The following is a 26,119-nucleotide window of genomic DNA, read 5'->3' as shown; positions in this document are numbered from 1 at the left end:
CAAGCGGATCACGCGCCAGTAGGCTCAGCCTTGCCGTCACGCACTTCGATACGGAAGTGGGCGACGTTGGAGCGGCGGAAATTGTCCAGCGCCATGGGCTGGCCATCCAGGGTGACCTGGGCACCCGTGGCATTTCCGATGCGAACTTCCATCGGCTGGTCGCTGTGATAGGTCTTGGAGCTGCCGGCCGGTAGCAGGCCGTACTCTAGGCGGGAACCATCCTTCGTGGTCACTTCGACCCAGCTGGCGCCCTGCAGGCTCAGCACGAGACTGTGCGCACCTTTATCAGCCGTGTCGGAGGCCGCGACTGGCTGCGACTGCGTGCGGGACGCATCGGAGCCAAGATTGGGGAATGGTGTCATGGACGCCATCAGCGGCTGCTGATCCTGCGCGGGCGCCTGGGCCGGAGGCTGGCCTGACTGCGTGGCCGGCGCTACAGCCACAGCCGTGCCGTCATCAACCTTCGCCGGTGCATCCACTGCTGCATCCGCCGTGGTGGCAGCATTGGCCGGAGCCATGGGAGCGTCAACCTGTGCCACCGGGGCGGCATCCAGCGGAGCCAGATGGCTGACGTCGCGATCCAGTGTGCCGCGCACACCCAGCCAGATGGTCGGCACCACGATGGCGGCGGTAAGCACCACATAGGTGGCGGCGCGCGCGTAGTGTTCCAGCAGGTAACGTGAATGAGAGATGCCGCCGGTGGCGACCAGCGTCGGCTGACCGGGCTTGATGCGCTCCAGCTCGGCCTTCACCTCGGTCTCGTCGACACCCAGGTAACGCGCATATTTGGTCAGGTAGCTAGCCAGGTATACCTGGTAGTCGATACCGCCGTATTCGTTGCTCTCGATCTGGCGCAGTACGCGGATCGGCAGGCGCAATGCATGCCCGCACGACTCAATATCCAGGCCTCGCGCTTCCCGCGCTGCCCGCAGACGCCCACCCAGGCTGCCCGTACCCGCTTCCGAAAGAGTGTGTTCCGTATCCATGGTGACGTCGGATGCTTCAGTAAGGTGGAGGGCTCGTTTGCTGCTATCGACCGAATGTGACTGCTGGGATGTCATTGGCGTGCAGTTGCGTCGAGGGCGTGCGCCTGCTCCGAATCGGGGAACTGGCTTTGCAGTCGCCTGCTGTAGGTGAGAGCAGCATCCTTGTTGCCCAGCCGGGATTCAATGTCGTGACCAAGCTTGAGCGATGCCGCAGTCGGCTGACCCAACGTATCGAAACGCTGGATGAAGGCACGAGCACGGAACGCATCGCTCTGAAGATAAAGCACATTGGCGAGCTGATACAACGCCTCGCCGTTCTGGCGATCGATGTCGAGCGCCTTGCGGAAGTCCACTTCGGCCCCCGCAAAATCCTTCGAGCGCACCAGACAGGTGCCAGCATTGGTCCAGGCCAGCGCCGGTGTCTGGTAGAACGGGTCGGCCACGGCCTTCTGGAAATACGTCATGGCCTCGGCCGGCTTGCCGTCGCGATCGCACAGGAACCAGCCGAGGTTATTGTTGGTGTCGCCCTTGTCCGGGCTCAGCGCCTGCGCCTTGCGATAATGCAGCTCTGCGTTGGGCAGGTCGTTGATACGGTCGTAGATCACCGCTGCGACGGTATGCGCTGGCACGTAGTTCGGATCGAACTCCAGCGCCTTGTTGACCTTGACCAGTGCGTCCTCCAGGTCGCCGTTGACCAGGTACTGCTGGGCCAGCTCGGTGTGGATGCGTGCACCCTCCAGCTTTTTATCGGCCTTGGTGGCCTTCGGAATCTTGGTCGACAGACCGCCCGCCTCGGTGGTCGTCGTGGTGACACAGCCTGCCATGAGCATGGCCAGGCCAGCGCTCAGCAAGATTCGATCAAGCCGCATGACTCGCCCCTTCGTCCAGACGCTTGCGAAATTCGGCCTGGCGACGGGTGCGGTCCAATACCTGCCCTTTGAGCTGACCACATGCCGCATCGATGTCGTCACCGCGGGTGCGGCGAAGCATGGTCAGCACGTTGGCATTGAGCAACTGGGTCTGGAAGGCGCGGATGGTTTCGGCGTCCGAACGCTCGAAACGCGTGCCAGGAAATGGATTGAACGGAATCAGGTTGACCTTGCACGTGGGCATGCGGCGCATCAGCTTGATCAACTGACGGGCATGCTCGGGCTGGTCGTTGACACCCTTCATCAGGGTGTACTCAAAGGTGATCGACGTACGCGCCTTGCGGTCCAGCCAGCGCTGGCAGGCCGCCATCAGCTCGGCGATCGGGTAACGCTTGTTGAGTGGCACCAGCTCGGTGCGCAGCTCATCGTTGGCCGCGTGCAGCGACACGGCCAGCGACACGTCGATGGTTTCCGAAAGCTTGTCGATCATCGGCACCAGACCGGCGGTGGACAGCGTGACGCGCTTGGATGCCAGGCCAAAGCCCAGGTCATCGCGCATCAGGCTCATCGCCTTGGTGACGTTGTCGAAGTTCAGCAGCGGCTCGCCCATGCCCATCATCACAACGTTGGTGATGCGGCGGTTCTGGTGCGTGACATTGCCGAGGTATTTGGCCGCCACCCACATCTGGCCGATGATTTCAGCCGTCGACAGGTTGCGGTTGAAGCCCTGCGTCGCGGTGGAGCAGAACTGGCAATTGAGACCGCAGCCGACCTGCGAGGACACGCATAGCGTGCCGCGAGTCGGCTCGGGGATGTACACCGCTTCGATGGCGTTGCCGCCATCCATGCCGAGCAGCCACTTGTGTGTGCCGTCGGCAGCACCCTTTTCGAACAGGGTTTTCGGCGGGCCGACATAGCAGGACGCTTCGAGCTTGGCTCGAAGCGCCTTGCCGACATCGGTCATGTTTTCGAAGTTGTCTTCCAGGCGGTGGTAGATCCACTTCATCACCTGTTCGGCGCGATACGGCTTCTCGCCGAGTTGCGCGAAGAAATCACGAAGGCCCTGTCGATCGAAATCGAGCAGGTTGACCTTTTCGTTGGTGGTAGTGGATACAACCTGGTTCACAACGTCATACCTCAGCGCGGAAAGACTTCCGTCGAGGCGAAGAAGTACGCGATCTCGACGGTAGCGGTTTCAGCTGCGTCGGAACCATGCACTGCATTGGCATCGATGGAGTCGGCGAAGTCGGCGCGGATCGTGCCCGGCGCAGCGTCCTTCGGATTGGTGGCGCCCATCAGGTCGCGATGCGCGAGGACGGCATTGTCACCCTGCAGCACCTGGATCATCACCGGGCCGGAGATCATGAACTCGACGAGTGCATTGAAGAACGGACGCTCCTTGTGCACGGCGTAGAAGCCTTCAGCTTCTTTGCGCGACAGGTACTTCATCTTGGAGGCAACGACCTTGAGGCCGGCCTTTTCGAAGCGTGCGTAGATTTCGCCGATCACGTTCTTGGCAACTGCGTCGGGCTTGATGATGGAAAGGGTGCGCTCCAGCGCCATGAGGGTCTGCTCCGGGAAAACTGGTATCTGAATGGGCGGGCCGGTCGTTGCCGGCAAACTTACGCCAAATCCGGCCTAGATATGCGGATTTAGCTCACGAAAGTTTGACAGATTCTACCCGATACGCAAGCCACGCGCCGGGATTCCGACGCCCCTTGAAACGACCGTTTGACGGGCATAAATCGACCCGCGTATGCTCAAACGATCGTTTGATTTCACCCGAGGCCGTGGACCATGACCGTTACCAGTTCGTCCATGCCGACCAAGGAACGCATACTCGGTGCCGCCGAAGAGCTGTTCGCCCGCCACGGCTTCGAAGGCGCCTCCCTGCGCCAGCTGACCGCGGCTGCCGGCGTCAACCTGGCGGCCGTGAACTACCACTTCGGCTCCAAGGATCGCCTGATCGAAGAGGTGTTCCGGCGACGCCTGGATCAGTTGAACGGCCGCCGTCTGGCAGCGCTGCAGGAGATCGCCAGTGAGCCCGGCACCACCATCGAGGACGTGCTGGGCGCCTTCATCGTGCCTGCACTGGAGCTTTCCCACGATGGCAACGGTTCACTGTTCATGCGAGTGCTGGCCCGCGCCTTCGCCGAGCACGACGACACCCTTCGCAAGTTCCTGTCGGATAACTACGGCCACGTGATGCGCCAGTTCACCGCCGAGTTCGCTCGCCTGCTGCCCCACCTCAGCAAGGAGGAGCTGTACTGGCGCGTCGACCTGGTGACTGGCGCCCTGACGCACGCCATGTCGGGCTTCGGCATGATCCAGCGCAAGAGCGACGTCCCCGAGCACCGTCACCGCGAGCAGACCGCGGAGCATCTGATCCGCTTTGCCGCGGCGGGTCTCAAGTCCCCCTGATTCCGCCTCACCGAATCTCTTCGGCCGGCGACGGCCGCCCGTCTTACCCACACAAGCGTTTCGCACTACGGAGAAGCCAATGACCGCTCCATCCACCCCCAAAGCGCTACGTATCCGCAAAGCCGCGGTACTTGGTGCCGGCGTCATGGGCGCGCAGATCGCCGCGCACCTGAGCAATGCCGGCGTCGAAACCGTGCTGTTCGACCTGGCCGCCAAGGAAGGTCCCAAGAGCGGCATCGCGCTGAAGGCCATTGCCAACCTGCAGAAGCTGTCCCCTGCCCCGTTGGCCGACAAGAATGTCGCCGCCACCATCATCCCGGCCAACTACGACGAAGACCTGGAACACCTGAAGGACGTCGACCTGGTGATCGAGGCGATCGCCGAACGGATGGACTGGAAGCTGGATCTCTACAAGAAGATCGCTTCGCACCTGTCGCCGACCGCCGTCATCGCTTCCAACACCTCGGGCCTGTCAATCAATGGCCTGGCCGAAGCGCTACCGGAAGAAATGCGCCACCGCTTCAGCGGCGTGCACTTCTTCAACCCGCCGCGCTACATGCATCTGGTCGAGCTGATCCCGACCAAGCTCACGGACAAGAATGTGCTGGTTGGCCTTGAAGCATTCCTGACCACCGCGCTCGGCAAGGGCGTGGTGTACGCGAAGGACACGCCGAACTTCATCGGCAACCGCATTGGTGTGTTCTCGATGCTGGCCACCATGCATCACACGCAGCAGTTCGGCCTGGGCTTCGACGTGGTGGACGCGCTCACCGGCCCGGCCGTGGGTCGCCCGAAGAGCGCCACCTATCGCACCGCCGACGTGGTGGGCCTGGACACCATGGCGCACGTGATCAAGACCATGGCCGATACGCTGGCCGACGACCCGTGGCACCAGTACTTCAAGGCACCGGTGTGGCTCTCTGCACTGATCGAAAAGGGCGCACTGGGCCAGAAGACCGGCGCTGGCTTCTACCGCAAGGCGGGCAAGGACATCGTCGTGATCGACGTGGCCAAGCAGGACTACCGCCCGTCCGAGCAGAAAGCGTCGGATGAAGTGTCCGCCATCCTCGCCATCAAGGACCCGGCCGAGAAGTTCGGCAAGCTGCGTGCGTCCAGCGATCCGCAGGCGCAGTTCCTGTGGGCGACCTTCCGCGACCTGTTCCACTACACCGCCTATCACCTGGCCGACATCGCCGACACCGCGCGTGACGTCGATTTCGCCATCCGCTGGGGCTACGGCTGGAAGCTTGGTCCGTTTGAAACCTGGCAGGCTGCCGGGTGGCAGCAGGTGGCCGGCTGGATCGCCGAAGACATCGCCGCGGGCAAGGCCATGAGCAATGCGCCGCTGCCCGCATGGGTTACCGACGGCCGCACCGGTGTGCACGGCAAGGACGGTTCGTACTCGGCCAGCGCCAACACCGACAAGCCGCGCTCGCAGCATCCGGTGTACCAGCGTCAGCTGTTCCCCGATCCCATTCTGGGCGAGAAGTTCGACCAGGGCACCACCGTGTGGGAGAACGAAGGCGTTCGCCTGTGGACGCTGGGCGACGACGGTGTGGGCATCATCTCGTTCAAGACCAAGATGAACACGGTCAACGACCACGTGCTCAATGGCGTGCAGCAGGCGATCGATGTCGCCGAACAGCAGCTCAAGGCCGTGGTGATCTGGCAGACCGGCGAGCCGTTCTCGGCCGGTGCCGACCTCAAGGGCGCACTGGGTCTGCTGCAGGCCGGCAAGTTCGACGACTTCGACAAGATGGTCGCCAACTTCCAGGCCACCAGCATGCGCATCAAGCATTCGCTGGTGCCGGTGGTGTCGGCGGTGCGTGGCCTCGCCCTCGGCGGTGGCTGCGAGTTCCAGATGCATTCGGCCCGCACCGTGGCTGCGCTCGAAAGCTACATCGGTCTGGTTGAAGCCGGCGTCGGCCTGCTGCCGGCTGGTGGTGGCCTCCATGAACTGGCGATTCGCGCAGCGAAGGCCAACCCGGAAGATCCGTTCGAGTCGCTGAAGAAGGTGTTCGAAACGGTTGCCATGGCCAAGGTCTCTGGCAGCGCCATGGAAGCCAAGCAGCTGGGCCTGCTGCGCGACAGCGACATCGTCGTGTTCAACGCTTACGAACTGCTCTACGTCGCCAAGAAGGTCGCGCTGTCGCTGGCCGAAAGTGGCTGGCGTCCGCCGATGATGAATCGCAACATCCCGGTCGCCGGCGACGTAGGCACCGCGACGTTCCAGGCATCGCTCGCCAACCTCGCGGAAGGCTACTTCGCTTCGCCGCATGACGTGGCCATCGCCACGCGCATCGCGGACACGTTGTGCGGCGGCAAGATCGAGCGCGGTTCGCAGGTGGACGAGGAATGGCTGCTCGCGCTGGAGCGCAAGCACTTCGTGGAGCTGGCCAAGACGGAGAAGACCCAGGCCCGCATCGCGCACACCATGACTACGGGCAAGCCGCTGCGTAACTAAGTACCTCAAGGCTCGTCATCCCCGCATAGGCGGGAATGACGAGCAAAGGGCAAAGACCGTTTTGGCTCGTCATCACGCAGTACTGATGACGATCAAATACACCAATAGCGTCGCTGCGAATGTCGCGCGACGCCACGGAGCAAAACCATGACCAAGCAAGTGCAAGACGCCTACATCGTCGCCGCCACCCGCACGCCGGTCGGTAAGGCGCCGCGCGGCGTGTTCCGCAACACCCGTCCGGACGACATGCTCGCCCACGTGATCCGCGCCGTGATGGCGCAGGCACCGGGCATCGATCCGCATCGCATCGAAGACGTCATCGTCGGCTGCGCCATGCCGGAAGCCGAGCAAGGCATGAACGTCGCCCGCATCGGTGCGCTGCTGGCCGGCCTGCCGTACACCGTGCCGGGCGTCACCATCAACCGCTTCTGCTCGTCGGGCGTGCAGGCTATCGCCATGGCCGCCGATCGCATCCAGCTCGGCGTGGCCGACCTGATGATCGCTGCCGGCACCGAGAGCATGAGCATGGTGCCGATGATGGGCCACAAGGTGGCGATGAACCCCGCCATCTTCGCCAACAAGGAAGATGTCGCCATCGCCTACGGCATGGGCATCACCGCTGAGAAGGTGGCCGAGCAGTGGAAGGTCACGCGTGAGCAGCAGGATGCGTTCGCGGTGGAAAGCCATCGCCGCGCGCTGGCTGCCATTGCCGCTGGTGAATTCAAGGAAGAAATCACCCCGTTCCAGCTCGACGACCATTACCCCGATCTCGCGACACGCGGCATCAAGACCGACAGTCGCCTGATCGACACCGATGAAGGCCCGCGCGCCGGCACCACGCTGGACGTGCTGTCCAAGCTGCGCACGGTGTTCCGCAACGACAAGTTCGGCGGCTCGGTAACTGCCGGCAACTCTTCGCAGATGTCTGACGGTGCCGGCGCACTGCTGCTGGCCAGCGAAAAGGCCATCAAGGAATTCAACCTCACCCCGATCGCCCGCTTCGTCGGTTACTCGGTGGCGGGCGTGAAGCCGGAAGTGATGGGCATTGGTCCGAAGGAAGCGATCCCGAAGGCGCTCAAGCAGGTCGGCCTCACCAAGGACCAGCTGGACTGGATCGAGCTCAACGAAGCCTTCGCTGCGCAGGCGCTGGCCGTGATCGGCGACCTCGGCCTCGACCCGGCCAAGGTCAACCCGCTGGGCGGCGCCATTGCGCTCGGCCACCCGCTGGGCGCCACCGGCGCCATCCGCGCCGCCACGCTGATTCACGGCATGCGCCGTCGCAAGCAGAAGTACGGCATGGTGACCATGTGCATCGGCACCGGCATGGGCGCAGCAGGCGTGTTCGAAGCGCTCTGATCAACAATACCTGCTGGAAATGAGAACGGCGCCGTAGCGATACGGCGCCGTTTTACTTCGTGTCGCAAGGAACCCTCACTGTCATTCCCAATCAACTCAGTGCCGCAATCTGCCTCGCCACATACATGGTCAGGAATATCGCCATCAGCACCAGCAACAGAGCCATGCCACGCGCTGCCCAGCTGTCGCCGTAGACCGACGCCTCCGCAGCCTCAATGGCGCGACGGTTGCGATAGAAGCGCAGCGTAGCGCCGACGATCATCAGTGCGCCAACCAGCAACAAGGTCAGGCCAAGCCACTGCGAGGCCTTGGTGTGCAGCGTTGCGGGGACCTGCGATGTCGCCCTCGCCGCATAGAGCAAAAAGATATCGAAGCGTTCCAGCAGGAAGCCGAAGGCCATGACGGATATGGCGGTGCGCACCCAGGCCAGGTAGGTCCGCTCATTGGCCGCATGGTCGGTGAAATGAGGTATCACGGTAGCCCCTTCTCGGGTGGGAAGCGACGACGCCACGTGGGGTTACAATACTCGACCCCGCTGATCCCAGGCACATCTCGCGTATGCGCAATCCGCTACAGGAACAACTTCTCAAGGCCGGCCTCGCCAAGAAGGGCAAGGTTGACCAGGCCGCGCGCGAACAGGCCAAGCAGCGCCAGGGTAAGAGCACGGTCTCGGCGCCGGCCGAGAAAATAGATACGCATCGCCTGCAGGCCGAGCGCGCCGAGCGTGATCGCGCGCTGGCAGCCGAGCGCAACGCGCAGGCCCATGCTCGCGAGATCGTCGCGCAAGTGCGCCAGATCGTCGATGCCAACAAGGTCAAGCGCGAAGGCGAGATCAGCTATCGCTTCACCGACGGCGCCGCGATGAAAAGCGTGCTGGTGAATGAAGCGCTGCGCGCGCAGCTTGCCAAGGGGGGGCTGGTCATCGTCCGCGCGGGTGAAGGCTATGAGCTGCTGCCGCGCGCCGCCGCAGAAAAAGTTCGGGAGCGAGACGCTGCCGCCATCGTGCTGGATCACGGCCAGTCCAAGGAAGCTACGCCGGGCAGCGAGGACGATGAGTTCTATAGCCAGTTCAAGGTCCCCGACGACCTGACTTGGTAGCCCAGCTCCACACAATTTGGCGCGATCGGATTACCGGGCACGCCCGCCTGCCTCCTAAGGTCTGTCTACCCACACGACCCCAGCAGGAGGTTACCCATGTCCCAGGTCTGGCTTATCACCGGCAGCTCTCGCGGTTTCGGCAAAGCATTGGCGGAAGCTGTGCTTGAGGCGGGCCACCGGCTCGTCGCCACCGCACGCCAACCCTCACAGCTAGCTTCGCTCACCAAACGCTACGGCAACCAAGTGCGTACGGTCGCCTTGGACGTGACTGATGCATCGGCCGCACAGGCTGCCGTGCAGGCAGCCGTAGAAGCCTTCGGGCGTCTCGACGTGGTGGTCAACAACGCCGGCTACGGCAATCTGGCCACCATCGAGGAAGGGGGCGACGCCGATTTTCGCGCGCAGATGGAAACCAACTTCTACGGCACCGTGAACGTCACCCGCGCCGCCCTGCCTGTGCTGCGCCGCCAGCGCTCGGGCCACATCATCCAGTTCTCGTCTATCGGTGGACGTATCGGCGTGCCGGGTCTTGCCGCTTACCAATCGGCGAAATGGGCCGTGGAAGGTTTCTCCGAAGTACTGGCCAAGGAAGTAGCCGCGTTCGGCGTCAAGGTCACCCTGGTTGAGCCGGGCGGGTTCCGTACCGACTGGGGTGGCCCTTCCATGACCGTGCACGAGCCCGCAGCGGATTCGGAATATGCCGAGGTGCTCGCTCCTATGCTCCATGCCCGGCAAGGTTACGTGGGCAACGAAACTGGCGACCCGGTGAAGGCTGCTCAGGCGATCCTCACGATTGCTCGCGAACCACAGCCGCCATTGCGCCTGCTGCTGGGCTCCGATGCGGTCTATCTGGCCGAGCAACAGGCGGTCAAGATGGCCGCGGAAGATGCCAAGTGGCGTACGCTCAGCCTTTCGACCGACTACGATCTTTCGCCGCAGGCCGCCGCGGACCGCGAACGAATGGTGCGCTCGGTCCTCTGAAGACATCGAGGTGAGATGACGATGAGAGCCGACCAGATTCCGCTCAGCCGTGGCGCTTTTGCGCGGATGACCGCGGTCGGCCTGGATGTGCCCGCCGTGCTTACACGCGCGGGCCTGTCGCAAGACCTGATGGCGACAGCGCGACCAATGGTGACCACGGCGCAGTTCTTCGCGTTCTGGCACGCGGTCGAGACCATCAGCGCAGACCCTTCGCTGGGCCTGCGGCTAGGCGACGGTACGCGCACCGAGGTCTACGACATGGTGACTGCTGCCGCCTTGCATGCGAGCACCCTCGGCGATGCACTGGACAAGCTGGCCCGCTACAAACGCCTCACTTGCCCTGAGGACGTGACGGTCGAACTCACACGCGATGAAGCCGCCGTGTCGATGCGTTGGATGCTCGCCGAAGGCCACACGCCACGGCTGCTGGTGGACGCCATGTTCGCCTCCAACCTTGCCCTCGCCGAACGCGGCACCGGTCGCAAACTGCACCTGCGCCGTTTGGAACTGACACGCCGCGCTGCCGAGGGCGAGCTGCTGCCAGCGCATTTTCACTGCGAGTTGCGTTTCAACGCACCGCAGGATCGTATCGTGTATCAGCGGTCCGATCTGGATCTGCCTTTCATTACCCAGGACGATGCACATCTCGCCAAGGTGCTGCCGTTGCTTGAAGGTTCGCTGCGCGAGCAAAGCGCAGCCACGCCCTTGCGCGACAAGGTATGGAACGTGCTATCGCGCGGCATGCGCGGCAGCCATCTGCACATGGCCCAGGTGGCGGATGCATTGCATTTGAGTCCCCGCACCCTGCAACGTCGCCTGAGCGACGCCGGTACCAGCTATCAGCAAGTGCTGGATCAGGTGCGCCATCACCTCGCACGCCGCCTGCTCGACGCCACCGATCTCGACGTGGGTGAAATTGCGTTCCTGCTAGGTTTCGATGAACTCAATTCGTTCAATCGCGCCTTCCGCCAATGGGAGGGCGCCACGCCCACCCGTCGACGGCAGGTGGCAGTGAGCTGAAAGGCGCCGTCACCAGCGCAAGAAACGGAGAGCTTTCGGCTCGCTTTTGCCTAAGCTGCACAGCAACACACGACGGGTGAACCCCATGCTGGCAGAGACATTCACAGAACTGGATTTGCGACTGCAATGCATCGACTGGGTGGATGTTGCCGCACAGCTGAACTCAACGGGCCACGCCATGCTGCCTGCCTTGCTGGGCTCGGACGATTGCGCCGAGCTTGCGTCGCTCTATCCACGGAACGACATCTTCCGCAGCCGCGTGATGATGGCGCGCCATGGCTTTGGCCGTGGTGAATACAAGTACTTCGCCTATCCCCTGCCCGATCTGATCGCTCAGCTGCGATCGCACATGTATCCGAGACTGGCGCCCATCGCCAACGCCTGGCACGCGCAGCTCGGCATCGAAACACGCTTCCCCGAGGCATTGGAGGACTTCTTGGCGCGCTGCCACGCCGCCGGACAGTGCCGCCCTACGCCGCTGCTACTGCAATACGGTGCTGGCGACTACAACTGCCTGCACCAGGATCTCTATGGTGAACATGTATTTCCATTGCAGATGGCCATCCTGCTGTCCGAGCCCGAACGGGATTTCACCGGCGGCGAATTCGTCCTCACCGAACAGCGCCCGCGCATGCAATCGCGGCCAGCCGTGGTGCCGCTGCACCAGGGGGATGCCGTTATCTTCGCCGTGCATCACCGGCCCGTGCAGGGCACCCGGGGCACGTATCGGGTGAACCTGCGCCACGGCGTCAGCCAAGTACGCTCGGGGCATCGCCACACGGTGGGGATCATTTTCCACGACGCGCAGTGAGCACTCGGGCCGGCACACCCTGCCGGTATTCCTTTAGGATGGCTGCTTTCGCCCCGCCGCCGAAGGGATCGTGCCGCCGATGAAAAACCGCGAAGTCGCCATAGAGCCCGCCACGTCCGACCATCACCTGCAGCGAAACCTGCATAACCGTCACCTGCAGCTGATTGCCATTGGCGGTGCCATTGGTACCGGCCTGTTCATGGGCTCCGGCAAGACCATCAGCCTCGCCGGCCCTTCGGTGATCTTTGCCTACGCCATCATCGGCAGCGTGCTGTTCTTCATGATGCGGGCGATGGGGGAGCTGCTGCTCTCCAACCTGCACTACAAATCCTTTGTCGATTTCAATTACGACCTGCTGGGCCCATGCGCCGGCTTCTTCACCGGTTGGACCTATTGGTTCTGCTGGGTGGTAACCGGCATCGCCGATGTGGTGGCCATCACCGGTTACATCCAGTTCTGGGTGCCGGGCGTGCCACTGTGGCTGCCCGGCACGCTATGCATTTCGCTGCTACTCGGGCTGAACCTGCTCACCGTCAAGCTGTTCGGCGAGATGGAGTTCTGGTTCGCCTTGGTGAAAATTGTCGCCATCGTGTCGCTGATCGCCATTGGCGCTGTGCTCATCGGCATCGGCTTCACCTCGCCCAGCGGCGCGAAGGCTGCGGTGTCAAACCTGTGGACGCAAGGCGGCTGGTTCCCGCATGGTGGCACGGGCTTCCTCGCGGCTTTCCAGATCGCGGTATTCGCCTTTGTCGGCATCGAGCTGGTGGGTACAGCGTCGGCGGAAACAAAGGATCCGGAACGCACACTGCCCAAAGCGATCAACTCTATTCCTGTTCGCGTGATCGTGTTCTACATCCTGGCTTTGCTGGTGATCATGACGGTGACACCGTGGAATCAGGTATCGCCGGACAAGAGCCCGTTCGTGAATCTGTTCATGCTGATTGGCGTTCCGATCGCAGCGACACTGATCAACTTCGTGGTGCTGACCTCCGCCACCTCCTCGGCCAACAGCGGCATCTACTCGACGGGTCGCATGCTGTTCGGCCTCTCCAAGAGCAAGCTCGGTCCGCATCCGTTTGCGCGACTCAGCAACAACAACGTGCCGGCCAATGGCCTCGCCTATTCGTGCCTGCTGCTCTTCATTGGCGTGTTCCTGCTCTACCAGGAAGGCGACATCATGAAAGCCTTCACCATCGTCACCACCATCTCCAGCATCTGCTTCATCTTCGTGTGGTCGCTGATCATGATTGCGTACATGCGCTATCGGAAGCTTCACCCGGAACGGCATGCCAAGTCGATTTTCAAGATGCCCGGCGGCGTGGCCATGTGCTGGCTGGTGCTGGCCTTCTTTGCTTTCGTGCTGTGGGTGTTTGCACAGAAGGAGGACACGCTGACTGGCCTGATTTATGCGCCGATCTGGTTCGTGTCGTTGGCATGCTGCTATCCGTTCTACCGCAAGCAGGCGATCGAGCACCGCAAGCAAACGCTTTGACGATAACTGCCTGACCGGCACCTCGCCGGTCAGGCGCTGACGCCACACCAGTAAATTCGAGGCAACAAAAAAGCGACCTTTCGGTCGCTTCTTGTTGTTGATCGCGATGCTTCGATCAACGGAATTTGGAGCGGGAAACGAGACTCGAACTCGCGACCCCGACCTTGGCAAGGTCGTGCTCTACCAACTGAGCTATTCCCGCATCGGAGTCGCGCATTGTAATGGGTAATCGCTGGCCGTCAAGCACTCGTCACAAATGTGTTCAGAAAGGCGTTTTTACCCGTCGTCGCGCGGCAGTGTGCCGGCAGTAGCCTCACCTTTGAGGCTGGGCCATGCGGCGCGCAGGTAATACAGGCCCGACCAAATGGTGAGAATGCCGGCGATGACCAACAGCCCCTCACCAATGTGATACAGACGCAGCGCCTCGGCGCTCTTCTCGTGCTGCACGATCAGCACCACCAGGGCCACCATCTGCATGGCGGTCTTGAGCTTGCCGATAAAGGCCACCCGCACGGTGGAGCGCATGCCGATCTCGGCCATCCACTCACGTAATGCCGAAACGCTGATCTCACGCCCCACAATGACGGCTGCCGTCACTGCCATCAGGATGCCGGGCCAACCGCCACGATGCGTTTCCACCAGCAGGAACAGGGTTACTGCCACCATCAGCTTGTCGGCAACAGGATCCAGAAACGCGCCGAAGGCCGAGGTGAGGTTCATGCGCCGGGCCAGGTAGCCGTCCAGCCAGTCCGTCACCGCCGCCAGCATGAACACGATGGCCGCCGTGATGTTGTGCCCTGGAAACTGCCAGTAGAACACCACCACCATGACCGGCAGCAACAGCACGCGGAACAGGGTCAGCCAGGTGGGCAGGTTGATGCGCATAAATCCTTAATCCGGGTGAATTCTTCTTTGGGCTTGGGCACCTTGGCGCCTAGCCATGGAGCACAGCATAAATGCGTTCTGCCAGTCCGCGATCAATGCCTTTCACTTGCATCAGTTCCTCGACGCCGGCGGCCTCCACGCCGGCAAGGCCACCGAACGCCTTGAGCAGCGCCGAGCGACGCCTTGCACCGACGCCTGGCACATCCTCAAGCACACTGCGCTCGCGCGCTTTCTCGCGTCGCTTGCGATGCCCGCTGATGGCGAAACGGTGCGCTTCGTCGCGAACCGCGGCTACCAGGTGAAGCGCGGGAGATGCCGAGCCGGGGTGCAGGTTGCGACCGGAGTCCGCGAGCACCAGCGTTTCCTCGCCCGCCCGGCGCCCCGGCCCCTTGGCCACGCCCACGATCTGGATGCCGGTGACTCCTAGCTCCTTGAGTACGTCCAGCGCCTGCGCCACCTGACCGCTGCCGCCGTCGATCAGCAGCAGGTCCGGGCGTGCGCCCTCGCCTTCCGCCACCTTGCGGAAACGTCGCACCAGGGCCTGATGCATGGCGGCGTAGTCATCGCCGGGGGTGATGCCGGTGATATTGAAGCGGCGGTAGTGCGATTTCTCCGGCCCTTCCGGGCCGAACACGACACACGAGGCCACCGTCAGCTCGCCTTGTGTATGGCTGATGTCGAAGCATTCAATGCGACGCGGCGGCTCGTCCAGTTCGAGCAGTTTCTGCAGATCGTCGAAGCGTGCACCCAGCGTCTGTCGACTGGCCAGACGTGCGGTGAGTGAGGCCTGCGCGTTGCGCTCGGCCATTTGCAGGAAGCGCGCGCGCTCACCGCGCACGCTGGACTTCAGCTCGACCGCGTGACCGGATTGCTGCGTCAGCATCTCGGCGAGAATCTGCTGATCGGGCAACGCCTCGCCAAGAATCAGCTCGCGCGGCACCGGGCGATCCAGGTAGTACTGCGCAATGAACTGCTCCAGCACGTCGGACGGTTCCGCATCCAGCGGCAAGCGCGGGAAGAAGTCGCGCGTACCGAGGCTGATGCCGTTACGGAAAAACAGCACGCTGACGCAGGCCATGCCGGCTTCGATGCGGCAAGCGATCACGTCCATATCCGCGCTGGCGCCTTGCACGTGATGCTCCGCCTGCAGCTTGCGAAGCGCTGCCACCTGGTCGCGCATCGAGGCGGCACGCTCGAACTCCAGCGCCTTGCTGGCCTTATCCATCTCGCCAGCCAGCTCGTCGATCACCGCGCTGCTGCGGCCTTCGAGGAACATCTCCGCGTGACGCACGTCGTTGCGGTAGTCGTCCACGGTGATCAGCTTGACGCACGGCGCGGTGCAGCGACCAATCTGGTGCTGCAGGCACGGACGCGAACGGTTCTTGAAATAGCTGTCCTCACACTGACGCACCTTGAACAGCTTCTGCATCAGGTTGAGGCTTTCGCGCACGGCGAACGCGCTCGGATAGGGGCCGAAGTAACGCCCCGGCAAGTTCTTCGCGCCACGATGGAAGGCCAGTCGCGGGTAATCCTCGCCACCGGACAGGTAGATGTAGGGATAACTTTTGTCGTCGCGCAGCAGGATGTTGTAGCGCGGCTTCAGCGACTTGATCAGCTGCGACTCGAGCAGCAGCGCCTCGCCCGCGGTGCGCGTCACCGTGATCTCGACGCGCGCAATCTGCGCCACCATCGCCGCAATGCGCGGCTCCATCTTGGGCTTCAGAAAGTAGTTGCTGACGCGCTTCTTGAGGTTGGCGGCCTTGCCGACGTACAACAGATCGCCGTCCTCGTCGAAATAACGATAGACGCCGGGCGACGTGGTGAGAGTCTTGACGAAAGCCTTGCCGTCGAAGGCCTGCGGCGGAGTGGGCAGCATCGTTCGATTCTAGCCGCTCAACGTGTCCGCAGTCGTGCGATGAGTCCATCCACCGCCCGCTCGGCCAGTGCCACCGCTTCGCTGAAGCCTTCCGCGTCGCCAAAATAAGGGTCTGGGAACTCTGACGGCTCGCTCAGGCCGGCCCAGGGCAGGAACAATTCGACCTGCGCTCCTTGCGAGCCACGCAGCGGCAGCAGCGCATCGAGATTGTCGGCGTCCATCGCCAGCACCCAGTCATAGGCGAGAAAGTCTCCGGCGCGCACCTGGCGTGCACGGTGCTGCGAAAGGTCATAGCCAGCCACCGACGCAGCCTTGAGCATGCGCGGGTCGGCGCCCTTGCCTACATGCCAGTTGCCCGTGCCGCAGGATGCAAGCTGTACATCCAGTCCGGCTTCGGCACAGCGCTGGCGTGCCACCGCCTCTACCAGCGGGGATCGGCAAATGTTACCCAAGCAAACGAAGAGGATGGATGTTGGTGGAGTTTTCGGCGTCATCTGGTCGTGGTCGTTCTCGCGGCATGCGCCGTCGCCAAGACTTATGGGCGAACGCGGCCACACACAAGCTGGCAGTCTTGCTCGATTCGACGACGCGCTGCCACGATAGGCGCGGAGGATCCGCGATGGGCTGCTTGCCACTACCCGTTCTGTTCGTGCTTGGCTTCGTGATGGGCCGCTACTTGGGTGGCGACCAGGGCGCCCTATCGGGCGCCGGCATCGGGTTGGTTGTGGGCCTGTTGTTGGCAGGCCTTTTCATCGTCGTGGTGCGGAGGCGGCACTAGCCTCTGGCTTGCGCCAACCAGCGTTCGGCGCGCTCCACATCCGCTTCGGTATCGATGCCGGGCGGGAATGGCTCAGGGGTGAGCCTCACCGCGATCGGGTGGCCGTGCTCGATCACGCGCAACTGCTCCAGCGACTCTGCCTGCTCCAGCGGGGTACGCGAGAGTTGCGTATAGCGCTTAAGGAATCCGGCGCGATAGGCGTAGATGCCAATGTGGCGCAGAAACGGCACGTCTTCCGGCAGCACGTTGCGATGCATGGCGAATGCATCGCGCGCCCACGGCAATGGCGCCCTGCTGAAATACAGGGCACGACCGGTGGCGGTACGCACCAGCTTCACCACATTGGGATCGAACAATTCGTGCGCCTCGATGATCGGCGTGGCCAGCGTCGCCATGGGTGCGTCGTCTTCCGCCAGGGCACGCGCCACTTCGCGAATACCGGCTGCTGGTGCGAATGGCTCGTCACCCTGCAGATTCACCACGATCGCGTCGTCAGCCCAGCCATAGTGAAGCGCACACTCAGCCAGACGATCACTACCGGAGGCATGGTCGCTGCGCGTCATGCACACCTCCACACCCTGCCCGGCCAAAGCATCGGCAATGCGCTGATCATCCACCGCCACCACCACCTGCGCCGCCCCCGCCTGCAGCGCGCGTTGCGCCACGCGCACCACCATCGGCACACCGCCAAGCAAACGCAGCGGCTTGGCCGGCAGGCGAGTGGAGCCGTAGCGGGCGGGAATGGCGACGATGAAGGGCGGTGTATCGACGGGCATGGCAACCTCGAAGTGAGACGCAAAGCCTAACCGCAAACCGACCCTTGTAGGAGCGCACTGGTGCGCGACCGCGCAGGCAGGGAAACCTCTGTCGCATGGACCATGCAAGGACTGGCGTCCAACAGTCCCTCCAACGGAACGTGGAAATCGTACGCAACCGTCGCCCTACCTCTGCGGTCGCGCACCAGTGCGCTCCTACAAGGGGACCAACTGGAAGCCGCAGCCGTTGGCCAGGTCGATAAAGCCGGGAAACGACGTCGCCACATTGGCGCAATCGTTCAGCCGCACTGCCCCCGTAGCGACCAACCCCGCCACCGCAAAACTCATGGCAATGCGGTGATCGCCATGGCTCTCGATGGTCCCGCCACCGATCGCGCCACCTTCAATGATCGCGCCATCCGGCGCCTCCTCGATGGTCACACCCAGTGCGCGCAGGCCGGTGGCCATGGTGGCAATACGATCGGACTCCTTCACGCGCAGCTCGGCGGCACCGCGCACCACGGTACGCCCCTTGGCAGCCGCGGCGGCCACGAACAACACCGGGAACTCGTCGATCATGTCCGGCACCAGCGCTTCCGGCAGCTCGATGCCATGCAGCGGCGCGTGGCGCACCAGCAGATCACCCACCGGTTCGCCGCCGCTCTCGCGTTCGTTGTCGATGCGGATATCCGCGCCCATCAGGCGCAAGGCCTGCAGCAGCCCGGTGCGACGCGGATTCAGGCCGACGGCAGGCAAACGCAGCTCTGAACCCGGGACGATGCTGGCCGCAACCAGGAAAAAGGCTGCAGAGGAGAAATCCGCCGGCACGTCCACGTTAGTAGCACGCAGATGATGTCCACCACTAAGGCGTGCGCGACCCGGCGAGAATTCGATCGGCCAGCCAAACGCAGCCAGCATGCGCTCGGTGTAGTCGCGCGTGGGATGCGGCTCGATCACCTCAGTCTCATCCTGCGCGTAGAGGCCAGCCAGCAGCAGGGCCGACTTCACCTGCGCACTGGCCACCGGCAGTGTGTATGAAATGCCATGCAAAGGCTGGCCGCCACGCACATGCAGCGGTGGCAAGCCTTCCTGCGTATCGATACGCGCCCCCATTCTCGCCAGCGGATCGGTCACGCGGCGCATGGGTCGCTTCGAGAGCGATTCGTCGCCGACCAGCGTGCTATCGAACGCCTGTCCGGCGAGCAAGCCGGCAAGCAGGCGCATGCCCGTACCGGCATTGCCGCAATCCAGTCGCTCCGTCGTGGCTCGTAGGCCGTGCAGGCCCGCGCCATGCACCACGCGCTCGCCATCGGCCGGCGTTCCTATGCGCACGCCCAGCTGTTGCAGCACCGCAGCGGTTGCGCGTGTGTCCTCTCCTTCCAGGAAGCCACGAATATGCGAAGTGCCATCCGCCAGTGCACCCAGCATCAGCGCTCGGTGCGATACGGATTTATCGCCCGGCACACGCACGCTGCCATGCAAGGCACGGCTGTTGTGACTGGTCCAGTCAAGTCGACTCACAAGCAATCTCCAGTGACCGCCGCTTCGTGCGGTCAGGCAGGTATCAGGGCAACGCCACCGGGTAGGACCCAAGCACACGCACCTTGGCGGCGGCCTCACCCATTTCCGACATCGCGGCCTGCATCGGCCCGTCATTGATATGGCCGGACACGTCGATGAAGAATGCGTACTGCCACTTGCCCGAATGCGCCGGGCGCGACTCGATGCGATTGAGGCTGACGCCGTGATCGGCAAATGGCTTAAGCACGTGATACAGCGCACCCGGCTTGTCGTTCACGGTGATCAGCAGCGACGTGCGATCGTTTCCTGACGGTGGAAACAGCGAGCGACCGATCACCAGAAAGCGCGTGGTGTTGTCGGCGCGATCCTCGATGGCCTGCGCCACTGTCTTGAGGCCATACACACGACCCGCCGTTTCACCCGCGATCGCACCGGCATCATCGGCATGCCGTGCAAGGCGCGCGGCTTCCGCATTGCTGCTGACGGCGATGCATTCGACGCCCGGCAGATTGATGCGCAACCACGTCTTGCACTGCTGCAGCGACTGCGCATGTCCATAGACGCGCTTGATCTCTTCCAGCTTGCCGTGCAACGAATGCAGGCATTGGTGAACGCGCAGTTCCACTTCACCGCAAATGGTGGCTTCGGAGGTGAGAAACATATCCAGCGTCACCTGGATCATGCCCTGCCCGGAATTCTCCACCGGCACCACGCCGAAATCGGCATGACCTGCGGCGACCTCCTGGAACACTTCCTCGATGCTGCCCAACGGCAAACCGTAGGCAGCGTGGCCGAAATGCTTGCGCACCGCCTGTTCGCTGAAGGTGCCCTCGGGACCAAGGAAACCCACCTTGAGCGGATCTTCCTGGGCAAGGCAGGACGACATAATCTCGCGAAACAGCCGCACCATCTCGGTATCGGTCAGCGGGCCGTCATTGCGATCCACCACCATGCGCAGTACGTGCGCCTCGCGCTCCGGGCGGTAATAGTCGATGGCCGAGAGCCCCTCACCCTTGACGCGCGCCACTTCCTGCGCCCAGCCGGCGCGTTCGGAGATCAGCTGCTGAATCTGCTGATCGATGCTGTCGATGCGCTCGCGCACGTCGGATAACGAGGATTTCTTGTCGGTCATGTCGTGAAGACCTGGAGGGAAAGATGTCCAAACGGGGAACCAGTGATCCTGCTTGATCTATCGGTCCTCGTGCAACGGTTTCATCCGTGACGTTTTGCGAAATCACCCATGAACGACACCAGCGCCTGCACCGCCTCCAGCGGCACCGCGTTGTAGATCGATGCACGCATGCCACCTACCGCCTTGTGGCCCTTGAGCGCGAGCAGGCCGACCGCTTCCGACTCCTTGAGGAAATCCGCATCCAGCGCGCTGTCGTGCAGCGTAAACGGCACATTCATGCGCGAGCGCGAGGCATGCTCCACCGGGTTGCAGTAGTAGCCGCCAGAACCATCGATGGTGCTGTACAGAAGATCCGCCTTGGCCTGGTTGCGTTCGCTCATCACGGCGAGACCGCCCTGCTCTTTCAGCCACTGAAAGGTCAGGCCTGCCAGGTACCAACCCCAGGTGTTGGGAGTGTTGAGCATGGAGTCGTTCGCCGCGTGATCGGCGTAGCGGAAGATGCGCGCCATCGGGCGCGAGGCCCGGTCGAGCAGATCGCGCCGGATGATCATCACCACCAGCCCGGAGGGGCCGATATTCTTCTGCGCACCGGCATAGATCAGCCCGAACTTCGACACATCGATCGGGCCTGACAGGATGTCCGACGACATGTCGGCCACCAGCGGCACTTCACCGACGTTGGGAATGTCGTGGAACTCGACGCCGTGGATGGTTTCGTTCGGCGTGTAATGCACGTAGGCAGCGCGTGGATTGAGCTGCCAGGTATCACGTGGAGGGGTGCGCCGGTACTGCTCGCCCTTGCTGCTGGCAGCCACACTCACCTTCACATACGGCGCCGCCTCACTTACCGCCTTTTCGCTCCAGTGGCCGGTGACGATGTAGTCGGCACCCTCACCCTCGCCCGCCAGGTTCATCGGAATCTGGGCAAAATGCTGGGTGGCGCCGCCCTGCAGGAACAGCACCGCAAAGTTCTCGGGAATGCCAAGCAGCTCGCGCAGATCCGCTTCGGCCTGCTGGGCCAGCCCCATGAACAGCTTGCCGCGATGGGACAGCTCCATGACGGAGGCGCCACAACCGTTCCAGTCCAACAATTCGCGCTGGGCGCGCTCCAGTACCGGTTGCGGCAGCGCGGCCGGGCCGGCGCTGAAATTCCAGAGTCTGCTCACTGACGAAGCCTTCGCGGGTAGAGTCACCGCATTATGCCGCGTCGCAGCAATGCAGCGTCAACCCGTGCGAAGGTGCCACGAAACGGCCCCGTTGGTCGCCTCAGAAGCGGACCAACAGCACCACGGCAATGCCCAGGGCCAGCACGGCCGCCGTGGCGATCAGCCACCACACTTCACCGCGAGGGCCAGCGTCTTCTTCTGGCAAATGGGTGGGCTCAGGTTCGGGCTGCGGAATCTCGGGCTCGGGCTCCAGGCCCGGGGCATCGACCACAAAGCGATGCATGCCCAGGCCAATCTGGTCGCCTGGTCGCAGGCTAGCCTGCTCCACCGGCACCCCGTTGACGCGCAGCGGATATCGGGCCGAACGCTGCCCAGCCTCCAGCAACAGCAAGCCGTCGCGCCAGAACACGGACAAGGAGGCACTTTCGCCTTGCGGCAGCTCCAGCGGGATGCGGCCCAGCGGGCCCAGTTCCAGCTTGTTCTGAAGCGACAGCACTCGACCGGAAAGCGGCCCCGCCACCGTGCGCAGCGCCACGGTGCAACGCCCCTCGGCGGGCACCGTGACCGGCAGACTATGGGCAGGCTCCTCGTCCGTGCGCAGCAGCATGCGGCAATCGCCGACGCTGAGAATGTCACCCGGACGTACCAGCGCCTTCTCTCGTACCGGACGCGCATTGACGTAGATGCGACCACCCTGGGGCAGCACTTGCAGCACCCAGCCACGGCGATCCAGCTGGATGCGCAGGTGATAGGCGACGGCCTGGTGCGTGGCAAGGATCAGATCGTTGTCCGGCGCACTGCCGACACGTAGCGCAGGAGCGTCCCAGTGAAAGTCCTCTCGGGCTGAATTGGGAAACTCGATGCGCATCAGTGAACCAGTCGATAGACGGCCGGGACTCTAACAGATGCGTGCGCTCTCTCCGAGCCTATCTGGCATACCATGTAGGTTTGCCTGTTCAGGAGCGCTTACATGCCCAAAATCGATATCCGCCGACCGCACCAGCTCCCCGTCGCCGCGGCCCGCGCCGTGGTCGACAAGGTGGCCGCACGCATGCAGGAAAAGTTCGGCATGGAAGGCCAGTGGCAAGGCGACACCTTGCGTTTCTCGCGCCCGGGCGTGACCGGCAGCATTGCCGTGACCACCGACGCCATCCAGGTCACGGCCGAGCTTGGCATGATGCTGGCCCCGCTCAAGGGCATGGTGGAACAGGAGATCCGTCGCAAGCTGGATGAGCATTTTGCCTGATGATTGTTTAACCAGAGGAACTTCCGTGGCATAATCGCCGGCTTACGCGGCCATGACGGCTGCCCAAGCCCCACCGGAACGCATGGCCAAAGACGACGTCATCGAAATGGAAGGTACGGTCCAGGAGACCCTGCCCAACACCATGTTCCGCGTGCAGCTGGAAAACGGCCACGTCATCACGGCCCATATTTCCGGCCGCATGCGCAAGCATTACATCCGCATCCTCACCGGCGACAAGGTGAAGGTGGAGATGACCCCATACGACCTGACCAAGGGTCGTATCACCTACCGCATGAAGTAATCCGCGGCTCTCTTTTGTAGGAGCGCACTTGTGCGCGACAGGCCTACGAAGAGGTACAGCCCAGCCCTGTGGTCGCGCACAAGTGCGCTCCTACAGAGGCTTAAAAAAGGCCGCGCGGTGCGCGGCCTTTTTCTTGCTCCCAGATAAGCGACAGTCAGGTCACCGTTGCCGGCAGCGCCTCGGCCGCCTCAGTGGTCACCAGCAGCTCGCCATCGGCGACGCTCAGGCGCACCTTGCCGCCATCGGCCAGCTTGCCGAACAGCAGCTCGTCGGCCAGCGGACGCTTCACCTTCTCCTGAATCACACGAGCCATCGGACGCGCACCCATCTGCGGATCGAAACCGTGCTCGGCCAGCCAGCGGCGGGCATCGCCGTCCACATCCAGGCTCACGTGTTTCTCGGTGAGCTGGGCCTCCAGTTCGATCAGGAACTTGTCGACCACACGCAGGATGTGGTCGAAGCCCAGCGCATTGAACTGGATGATCGCGTCCAGACGGTTGCGGAACTCTGGCGTGAACATGCGTCGGATCACCTCCATCGCGTCCATCGTGTGACTTTGCTTGACGAAGCCGATGCCGCGACGCGACGCCTGCTGCGCACCCGCATTGGTGGTCATCACCACGATCACGTTCTTGAAGTTGGCTTCGCGACCGTTGGTGTCGGTGAGCACGCCACGGTCCATCACCTGCAGCAGGATGTTGTACACATCCGGATGCGCCTTCTCGATCTCGTCGAGCAGCAGCACCGCATGCGGATGCTTGGTCACCGCTTCGGTCAACAGGCCGCCCTGGTCGAAACCGACGTACCCCGGAGGTGCACCCACCAGGCGCGACACCGAATGCGCTTCCATGTACTCGGACATGTCGAAGCGGATCATCTCGATGCCCAGCTGCATGGCCAGCTGCTTGGTCACTTCCGTCTTGCCGACACCGGTGGGGCCGGCGAGCAGGAAGCAGCCGATCGGCTTGGACGGATCGGCAAGGCCCGAACGCGCCATCTTGATGGATGCCGCCAGCGCCTCGATGGCCTGGTCCTGACCGAACACGACCATCTTGAGGTTGCGCTCGAGGTTCTTCAGCACGTCGCGATCCGACGCCGACACCTGCTTGGCAGGAATGCGCGCCATCTTCGCGACGATGTACTCGACCTCAGGCACGTCGACCTTGCCGGTGCGCTGATCTGCCGGCAGCAGGCGCTGACGCGCGCCAGCTTCATCGATCACGTCAATCGCCTTGTCGGGCAGCAGACGGTCGGGAATATGTTTCACCGACAAATCCACCGCTGCCTTCAGTGCTTCGCTGGTGTAGGTGACGTTGTGGTGTTCCTCGAAGCGCGAACGCAGGCCCTTGAGGATCTCAAAGCTGTCGGCCACGGTCGGCTCGACCACGTCGATCTTCTGGAAGCGACGTGCCAGCGCGCGATCCTTCTCGAATATGCCGCGGAATTCCTGGAACGTGGTGGAACCGATGCAGCGCAACTCGCCCGATGCCAGCATGGGCTTGATCAGATTGCTGGCATCCATGGTGCCGCCCGAGGCGGAACCTGCACCGATAATGGTGTGGATTTCGTCGATAAACAGAATCGCACCCGGCTGCTTCTTCAGCTGACCGATGACCGCCTTCAGGCGCTTCTCGAAATCGCCGCGGTACTTGGTGCCAGCGACGAGTGCGCCCAGGTCCAGCGACCAGATGGTGGCGTTTTCCAGCACCTCCGGCACATCGCCATCGACGATGCGCTTGGCCAGACCTTCCGCCAGAGCGGTTTTGCCCACGCCGGCCTCACCCACGTACAGCGGGTTGTTCTTGCGGCGGCGACACAACACCTGGATGGTGCGCTCGATTTCGTCCTGGCGGCCAATCAGCGGATCGATCTTGCCCTCCAGCGCCAGCTCATTGAGGTTGCTGGCGTACTCGCTCAGCGGGTTGCCCTTGGGCTCGCCGTCTTCGCTCTCGCGCTCGGCGCCCGGCATGCTGGAGGAAGGCTCGTCGCCAATCTTGGCGATGCCATGGGAAATGTAATTGACCACGTCGAGCCGGGTGATCTCCTGCTGGTGCAGGAAATACACGGCGTGCGAATCCTTTTCGCCGAAGATGGCCACCAGCACATTGGCGCCGGTGACTTCCTTACGCCCCGAGGATTGCACGTGGTACACCGCGCGCTGCAGCACGCGCTGGAAGCCCAGCGTCGGCTGGGTATCGCGCTCGTCCCCGTGCGGCAACACCGGCACGGTTTCGGCAATGATCTTTTCCAGCTCGCGGGAGAGGCGCGGCAGGTCGACCCCGCAGGCACGCAGGGCGCCCAGGGCGGATTGATTTTCGGTAAGCGCGAGCAGCAGGTGCTCCACCGTCATGAATTCATGACGTTGCTCGCGGGCCTGTTTATAGCACTGGCCTATGGTGACTTCGAGATCCTTGCTGAACATCCGGACCTACTCCGCTGTGTTACAGGGCGGCATTGCCGCGATGGTTACGAGATGGGGGGATACCCGTAGCCTTTCAATATCCGTGCCATGAGTAACAGGGCATGGGATAACTATTGGCGCCCTCGCTACCGTTTTCAGAGCTTTTCCATAGTGCACAACAACGGGTGCTGATGGGCACGTGAATATTCGTTCACCTGGGTCACCTTGGTTTCAGCGACTTCCCGGGTGAACACCCCGCAGACTCCCTTCCCGCGCGTATGGACATGCAGCATCACCTGCACGGCCCGCTCCTGATCCAGATTGAAGAAGCTGCGTAGTACCTCAACCACAAAGTCCATCGGTGTGAAATCGTCGTTCAGCAGCACCACCTGGAAGAGAGGGGGGCGAGCCACCTCCGGCCGAGAGGTTTCCAGTGCCAGGCCGTGACCGCTGCCTTGTTCGTGTTCGGGTTCGTGAGCCATGGGTTCTACGTTGGTTTTCCTTGGGGAAAAGTATACCGCCGTGGCTTGGCGGACATGATCGGCTTCAGGTAATGGCAC

General features: G+C 62.9%; 26 protein-coding genes and 1 tRNA gene. 11 read left to right on the top strand and 16 right to left on the bottom strand.

The annotated features are described in order from the left end of the window. Positions 1-8 precede the first annotated feature (8 nt). The 4 genes from AC0GUR_RS08775 to ndk form a co-directional block, all read right to left on the bottom strand. Positions 9-986, bottom strand: a complete 978-nt coding sequence (locus AC0GUR_RS08775) for a RodZ domain-containing protein (protein WP_472877076.1) — start codon at positions 984-986, stop codon at positions 9-11. Positions 987-1,057: 71 nt separating this feature from the next. Further along, positions 1,058-1,855, bottom strand: a complete 798-nt coding sequence (gene pilW / locus AC0GUR_RS08770; protein WP_472877075.1) for a type IV pilus biogenesis/stability protein PilW — start codon at positions 1,853-1,855, stop codon at positions 1,058-1,060. Further along, entirely contained in the window at positions 1,845-2,981 is a 1,137-nt protein-coding gene (gene rlmN, locus AC0GUR_RS08765) for a dual-specificity RNA methyltransferase RlmN (protein ID WP_472877074.1), read from the bottom strand. The genes pilW and rlmN overlap by 11 nt, the downstream gene beginning before the upstream one ends. Positions 2,982-2,992: 11 nt before the next feature. Beyond that, complete coding sequence (ndk, locus tag AC0GUR_RS08760; RefSeq protein WP_472877073.1) at positions 2,993-3,418, bottom strand: nucleoside-diphosphate kinase; 426 nt, start codon at positions 3,416-3,418, stop codon at positions 2,993-2,995. Positions 3,419-3,652: 234 nt separating this feature from the next. Between ndk and AC0GUR_RS08755 the strand changes: the two genes are divergently transcribed. From AC0GUR_RS08755 to AC0GUR_RS08745, 3 genes are all read left to right on the top strand, one after another. Beyond that, positions 3,653-4,276, top strand: coding sequence for a TetR/AcrR family transcriptional regulator (locus AC0GUR_RS08755; protein ID WP_472877072.1), 624 nt, complete (start codon positions 3,653-3,655; stop codon positions 4,274-4,276). A gap of 79 nt (positions 4,277-4,355) precedes the next feature. Further along, positions 4,356-6,740: a 3-hydroxyacyl-CoA dehydrogenase/enoyl-CoA hydratase family protein gene (locus tag AC0GUR_RS08750; protein ID WP_472877071.1), complete on the top strand. Its 2,385-nt coding sequence runs from the start codon at positions 4,356-4,358 to the stop codon at positions 6,738-6,740. Positions 6,741-6,887: 147 nt separating this feature from the next. Next, the gene (locus tag AC0GUR_RS08745; RefSeq protein WP_472877070.1) at positions 6,888-8,096 is read left to right on the top strand and encodes an acetyl-CoA C-acyltransferase; all 1,209 of its coding nucleotides are present in this window, start codon (positions 6,888-6,890) and stop codon (positions 8,094-8,096) included. Between the two features lie 91 nt (positions 8,097-8,187). On the opposite strand, the gene AC0GUR_RS08740 is transcribed toward AC0GUR_RS08745, so the two are convergent. Then, positions 8,188-8,571 carry a YidH family protein gene (locus AC0GUR_RS08740; protein ID WP_472877069.1) on the bottom strand — a complete coding sequence of 128 codons (384 nt, stop codon included), beginning with the start codon at positions 8,569-8,571 and terminating at the stop codon, positions 8,188-8,190. An 83-nt stretch (positions 8,572-8,654) separates the two neighbouring features. On the opposite strand from AC0GUR_RS08740, the gene AC0GUR_RS08735 reads away from it, so the two are divergent. The 5 genes from AC0GUR_RS08735 (at position 8,655) to cycA (ending at position 13,498) form a co-directional block, all read left to right on the top strand. Then, positions 8,655-9,194 (top strand): DUF2058 domain-containing protein, encoded by a 540-nt coding sequence (locus tag AC0GUR_RS08735; protein WP_472877068.1) that lies wholly within the window; start codon positions 8,655-8,657, stop codon positions 9,192-9,194. Positions 9,195-9,290: 96 nt separating this feature from the next. Then, the gene (locus tag AC0GUR_RS08730; RefSeq protein ID WP_472877067.1) at positions 9,291-10,175 is read left to right on the top strand and encodes an oxidoreductase; all 885 of its coding nucleotides are present in this window, start codon (positions 9,291-9,293) and stop codon (positions 10,173-10,175) included. 21 nt (positions 10,176-10,196) lie between these two features. Then, positions 10,197-11,195 (top strand): AraC family transcriptional regulator, encoded by a 999-nt coding sequence (locus tag AC0GUR_RS08725; RefSeq protein ID WP_472877066.1) that lies wholly within the window; start codon positions 10,197-10,199, stop codon positions 11,193-11,195. Between the two features lie 85 nt (positions 11,196-11,280). Continuing rightward, positions 11,281-12,006, top strand: coding sequence for a 2OG-Fe(II) oxygenase (locus tag AC0GUR_RS08720; protein WP_472877065.1), 726 nt, complete (start codon positions 11,281-11,283; stop codon positions 12,004-12,006). Between the two features lie 79 nt (positions 12,007-12,085). Beyond that, the gene (gene cycA, locus AC0GUR_RS08715) at positions 12,086-13,498 is read left to right on the top strand and encodes a D-serine/D-alanine/glycine transporter (protein WP_472877064.1); all 1,413 of its coding nucleotides are present in this window, start codon (positions 12,086-12,088) and stop codon (positions 13,496-13,498) included. Positions 13,499-13,624: 126 nt separating this feature from the next. On the opposite strand, the gene AC0GUR_RS08710 is transcribed toward cycA, so the two are convergent. From AC0GUR_RS08710 to AC0GUR_RS08695, 4 genes are all read right to left on the bottom strand, one after another. Then, positions 13,625-13,700 (bottom strand) — tRNA-Gly (locus AC0GUR_RS08710). A gap of 74 nt (positions 13,701-13,774) precedes the next feature. Then, positions 13,775-14,383 carry a CDP-diacylglycerol--glycerol-3-phosphate 3-phosphatidyltransferase gene (pgsA, locus tag AC0GUR_RS08705; RefSeq protein ID WP_472877063.1) on the bottom strand — a complete coding sequence of 203 codons (609 nt, stop codon included), beginning with the start codon at positions 14,381-14,383 and terminating at the stop codon, positions 13,775-13,777. Positions 14,384-14,432: 49 nt separating this feature from the next. Further along, on the bottom strand, positions 14,433-16,259 hold the full coding sequence (gene uvrC / locus AC0GUR_RS08700) for an excinuclease ABC subunit UvrC (protein ID WP_472877062.1): 1,827 nt from the start codon (positions 16,257-16,259) through the stop codon (positions 14,433-14,435). A 17-nt stretch (positions 16,260-16,276) separates the two neighbouring features. Then, entirely contained in the window at positions 16,277-16,753 is a 477-nt protein-coding gene (locus tag AC0GUR_RS08695) for a low molecular weight protein-tyrosine-phosphatase (RefSeq protein ID WP_472877061.1), read from the bottom strand. 134 nt (positions 16,754-16,887) lie between these two features. On the opposite strand from AC0GUR_RS08695, the gene AC0GUR_RS08690 reads away from it, so the two are divergent. Continuing rightward, positions 16,888-17,037 carry an LPXTG cell wall anchor domain-containing protein gene (locus tag AC0GUR_RS08690; RefSeq protein ID WP_472877381.1) on the top strand — a complete coding sequence of 50 codons (150 nt, stop codon included), beginning with the start codon at positions 16,888-16,890 and terminating at the stop codon, positions 17,035-17,037. On the opposite strand, the gene kdsB is transcribed toward AC0GUR_RS08690, so the two are convergent. The 5 genes from kdsB to AC0GUR_RS08665 all read right to left on the bottom strand — a co-directional run bounded on the left by kdsB (position 17,034) and on the right by AC0GUR_RS08665 (position 22,479). Then, a complete protein-coding gene (gene kdsB, locus AC0GUR_RS08685) occupies positions 17,034-17,813 on the bottom strand; it encodes a 3-deoxy-manno-octulosonate cytidylyltransferase (protein WP_472877060.1) in 780 nt (259 codons plus the stop codon). The two genes, AC0GUR_RS08690 and kdsB, sit on opposite strands and share 4 nt — an antisense overlap. 195 nt (positions 17,814-18,008) lie before the next feature. Beyond that, complete coding sequence (gene aroA / locus AC0GUR_RS08680) at positions 18,009-19,313, bottom strand: 3-phosphoshikimate 1-carboxyvinyltransferase (protein WP_472877059.1); 1,305 nt, start codon at positions 19,311-19,313, stop codon at positions 18,009-18,011. Positions 19,314-19,356: 43 nt separating this feature from the next. Further along, positions 19,357-20,445: a prephenate dehydratase gene (gene pheA / locus AC0GUR_RS08675; RefSeq protein WP_472877058.1), complete on the bottom strand. Its 1,089-nt coding sequence runs from the start codon at positions 20,443-20,445 to the stop codon at positions 19,357-19,359. A gap of 80 nt (positions 20,446-20,525) precedes the next feature. Then, complete coding sequence (serC, locus tag AC0GUR_RS08670) at positions 20,526-21,611, bottom strand: 3-phosphoserine/phosphohydroxythreonine transaminase (protein ID WP_472877057.1); 1,086 nt, start codon at positions 21,609-21,611, stop codon at positions 20,526-20,528. A 100-nt stretch (positions 21,612-21,711) separates the two neighbouring features. Next, positions 21,712-22,479 (bottom strand): FHA domain-containing protein, encoded by a 768-nt coding sequence (locus AC0GUR_RS08665; RefSeq protein ID WP_472877056.1) that lies wholly within the window; start codon positions 22,477-22,479, stop codon positions 21,712-21,714. A 102-nt stretch (positions 22,480-22,581) separates the two neighbouring features. Here AC0GUR_RS08665 and AC0GUR_RS08660 point away from each other — a divergent pair, with 102 nt between their 5' ends. Both AC0GUR_RS08660 and infA read left to right on the top strand, forming a co-directional pair. Further along, positions 22,582-22,857 carry a polyhydroxyalkanoic acid system family protein gene (locus tag AC0GUR_RS08660; protein ID WP_472877055.1) on the top strand — a complete coding sequence of 92 codons (276 nt, stop codon included), beginning with the start codon at positions 22,582-22,584 and terminating at the stop codon, positions 22,855-22,857. An 82-nt stretch (positions 22,858-22,939) separates the two neighbouring features. Continuing rightward, positions 22,940-23,158, top strand: coding sequence for a translation initiation factor IF-1 (gene infA, locus AC0GUR_RS08655; protein ID WP_019466733.1), 219 nt, complete (start codon positions 22,940-22,942; stop codon positions 23,156-23,158). Between the two features lie 154 nt (positions 23,159-23,312). Here the strand turns inward: infA and clpA are convergent, their stop codons facing one another. Then, positions 23,313-25,580, bottom strand: coding sequence for an ATP-dependent Clp protease ATP-binding subunit ClpA (gene clpA, locus AC0GUR_RS08650; RefSeq protein WP_472877054.1), 2,268 nt, complete (start codon positions 25,578-25,580; stop codon positions 23,313-23,315). Positions 25,581-25,714: 134 nt separating this feature from the next. After that, complete coding sequence (gene clpS / locus AC0GUR_RS08645; RefSeq protein ID WP_019466735.1) at positions 25,715-26,041, bottom strand: ATP-dependent Clp protease adapter ClpS; 327 nt, start codon at positions 26,039-26,041, stop codon at positions 25,715-25,717. Positions 26,042-26,119 lie beyond the last annotated feature (78 nt).

The sequence above is a fragment of the Dyella sp. PARNA 12/25 genome (assembly GCF_055702865.1).
This window is presented reverse-complemented; position numbering and strand designations above follow the sequence as displayed.